Annotated in this window: 2 protein-coding genes; one reads left to right on the plus strand and one right to left on the minus strand. The window is 74.1% G+C overall.

Annotated elements, in window-relative coordinates; all coding sequences use genetic code 11:
* On the plus strand, positions 1 to 1308 hold a 1308-nt coding region (locus AB0C29_RS39700; RefSeq protein WP_360831913.1), incomplete at its 5' end, for a hypothetical protein.
* On the opposite strand, the gene AB0C29_RS39705 is transcribed toward AB0C29_RS39700, so the two are convergent.
* A complete protein-coding gene (locus tag AB0C29_RS39705) occupies positions 1285 to 3090 on the minus strand; it encodes a SpoIIE family protein phosphatase (protein WP_360831915.1) in 1806 nt (601 codons plus the stop codon). The genes AB0C29_RS39700 and AB0C29_RS39705 overlap by 24 nt on opposite strands.
* Between the last annotated feature and the right edge of the window lie 256 nt (positions 3091 to 3346).

Here is a 3346-nt window from a genome sequence, read left to right on the forward strand (position 1 = left end):
GACAGTTCGGCGCCCCGGCTGCTGGTCGTCGCGCAGCCCCGCAACCGCAGCGACCGCTTCGCCTTCGCCGCCGAGCTGGCCGAGGTCCTCGTGCCCTACGTGGACAGCTTCACCTCCGAGACCGAGGCAGTGGCGGTGGACCGGGGCCGCGACGTGCGGCACAGGTTCACCGACGCGCCGCAGCTGTGGGTGCCGAACACCGGTGGCGTCGACTTCCTGCGCCTGTTCGGCCGGTCCACCCGCTTCCGCAGCACCGAGGGCGAATACGCGGTGCCGCCGTCGGTGCCGCTGCTCGGGCGCTGGCTCACGTTCTTCGCCAACGCCGCCGAGGTGGCCGGGTCGTCGCTGCTGCTCAACGCCGTACAGGCTCTCGGTCTGCACTGGGCGAGCGGGCAGAGCAGCGCGGAGGACGCCCAGCTCGCCGCCCTGCTCGGCTGGATCTCCCCGCCGCCGGGGCGCACCGGCGCCGAGGCCGCGCGGGCGGCCGAGGACCCGGAGCTGTGCCCACCCGCCGGACCGGCCACCGACCCGGCCTTCGACAACCACGTGCTGGCGCCGCTGCTGTCCACGGCCGATCCGGACGTCGCGGCCCTCACCGAGGTGCTGCGCGCACAGTTGCGGCCGACCTGGGAGCTGATGTGGCGCACCCTCGACCTGCTGCGTGAGCTGCCGCCCGGCGCCCGGGTGGCCGGCCGGTGGGACAGCGACCGCGACACCTACTCCGGCTTCGTGCAGCACCTGGCCGAGGGTGGCCCACCGCAGCCCCGCCGCGACGGTGCGGTGGCCGCCGCGGCCCGCCTGCACCGCCTGGAGAACGCGGCCACCCGGTACGCGGTCCAGCGCGCCTTCGACGACCCGCTGGTGATGGCCGAGTACCGGCTCACCGGCGCGGCGTTCGTCGGCGACGTGACCCTGGCCAAGGCGGACCGGATCGACGACAGCGGCAAGCGCCCGGTGCTGCGCCCGCGGATCATGGTGGTGACCACCGAGACGGTCCGGGTCGAGCCGGGCGCCACGCTGACCAGCCCGCAGCGGCCCGGCCAGAAGGCGCTGGTGATCTCGGTGACGGCGGTCGACGAGAAGACCGAGGTGCTGCTGGAGCTCTCCGGCGGCATGGGTCGCAAGCTGGTGGCCGAGCCCGGCAGCGTGCCCGAGGTGGGCGAGCGGTTGCTGCTGACGACGCTGAGCGAGGCGTACCGGCCGGGCGGCGCTTTCCCGGAGCCGGACCAGACTCCCTGGACCCACGGCGGCCCGCCCGTTGCTTATGAGCCGCCCGAAGCCGGCTCAGAGCAGGCGGATCAGCAGTAGGGCGATGTCGTCGGCGCGGCGGCTCGCCGCCTCGATGAGCCGCTCGCACAGCTCGTCCCCGGGCAGGCCCGCGTTGTCCCGCAGTGCCTGCTCGACCAGGGCGATGCCGTCGTCGAGCAGCCGGCCCGGCGTCTCCACCAGCCCGTCGGTGTAGAGCACCAGCGTGGAGCCGGGCGGAACCGTGCGGATATGGGTGGCGCGGTCGTTGCGGGAGACCAGCCCCAGCAGCGGCTCCGGCGTGGTCCACCAGGTCTCGACCGTGCCGTCCGGGAGCAGCAGCAGAGGCGGCGGGTGACCCGCGTTGGAGTACGACAGCGTGTACCGGTCGGCTTCGCGGCGCAGCCGGGCCAGCACGACGGTGGCGGCGGCCGGGACCCGCAGCCCGCGCAGCGCCTTGTCGAGCTGGCTGAGCAGCGGCCCCGCGTCGTCGTCGCGGCCGAACGCGTCCCCGCGGACCAGATTGCGCAGCTGGCCCATGGTGGCGGCGGCCTCGATGTCGTGGCCGGAGACGTCACCGACCGCCAGCATCACCGAGCCGTCCGGCTGGGCGAACGCGTCGTACCAGTCGCCGCCGACCGCCGCGCCGTCCTGGGCCGGCAGGTAGCGGGCGTGCAGCTCGATGCCGTCGATCGTGGGCAGCTCGGTGAGCATGCTCTGCTGGAGCACCTCGGCGACGTGCCGCTGCTGGCGGTAGAGCCGGCTGTTGTCGATGGCCAGCCCGGCCCGGCGGCCGATGTCCGTCCCGGTGCGCTCGTCGGCCTCGCTGAACGCCGGCCGCGACAGCCCGTTGACCAGCGTGATCGTGCCGAGCACCCGGTGGCTCACCGGCGCGGTGATGGGCACGACCAGGAACGAGGCGTAGCCCAGCCGCTCCGCGATGGTCGCCAGCTCGGTGTCGGTGGTGCGTTCCAGGATGTTCGCCGCGATCTCGCCGTCGCGGCGGATCGGCCGGCCGGTGCCCTGGACCGCGAGCACGATGGACTTGGCGTTCAGGCCGGTGGCCATCAGCTCGGCGAAGCGGGCCACGTCCGCCGCCCGCTCCGGGTCGCGGTGGGCGGTGGAGACCTGCCGGGGCATGCCGTCCGGGCCGATCAGCGAGATCAGGCACCAGTCGGCCAGCCGCGGGGTCAGCGCCCGGCCCAGCGAGCCCAGTGCCTCGTCGATGTCGGTGGTCGTGGCCAGCGTCTCGGTCAGCTCGGCCAGCATCGCGAGCTGGTCGTGCGCGTTCTCGGCGTGCCGGCGGGCCTCCTCGGCGAGCTCCCGGGAGATGCGCAGCCGCAACTCCGAGGAGCAGGCCTCGGACAGGTCCCGCAGGGTCGCCAGCTCCGCCTTGGTCCAGGCCCGCGGCTTGGTGTCGATCGCGCAGAGCGAGCCCAGGGTGCGGCCGTCCGCATCGGTCAGCGGCATGCCCGCATAGGCCACCACGCCGAGATCGGGGATGGCCAGATTGTCGCGGACCTGCGCGTAGATCCGCGCGTCCGGGAACACCTTGGCCTCGCCCTCGACGACCACGTGCTGGCAGAAGGAGTGGGTCAGCGGGGTCTCCCGCTTGGTGAGCCACGGCTCGGCCAGACCGACCTGGCCGGGAAAGAACTGACGCTGGTCGTCGACCAGCGAGACCAGCGCCACCGGGACGTCGAGCAGCCGCTTGACCAGGCTCGCGAAGCGGTCGAAGGCCTCGTCCGGCTCGGCGCCGACACAGACGCGCTGCAACGAACGCAGGCGCGCGGGATCGGCCAGACTGCCCGCGTGTGCCGCGGCAGCCTCGACGTCCTCGGCCATGCGCCCTCCAACCGTCGCCCCCCGGCGGTCCGACAAGCCAGGTTACCCGGCACCGGCCGGGTTACCAGGGTGGCTCCGTCACCGCTTGATCACGCCACGTTGCGCCGTCCCGGGTCGAGCGGCTGGCGGCGCCCGGCGGTCAGCCCCGAGCGGATCGTGCGCATCGTCTCGGTGCGGCCGAGCCCGGCCCAGCGGGCCGCCGCGGACAGCTCCTCGGTCACCAGCGCGGGCTCCAGCAGACCCGCCCCGACCAGCC

Source organism: Actinoplanes sp. NPDC048791 (assembly GCF_040650095.1).
Taxonomy (GTDB): Bacteria; Actinomycetota; Actinomycetes; order Mycobacteriales; family Micromonosporaceae; genus Actinoplanes.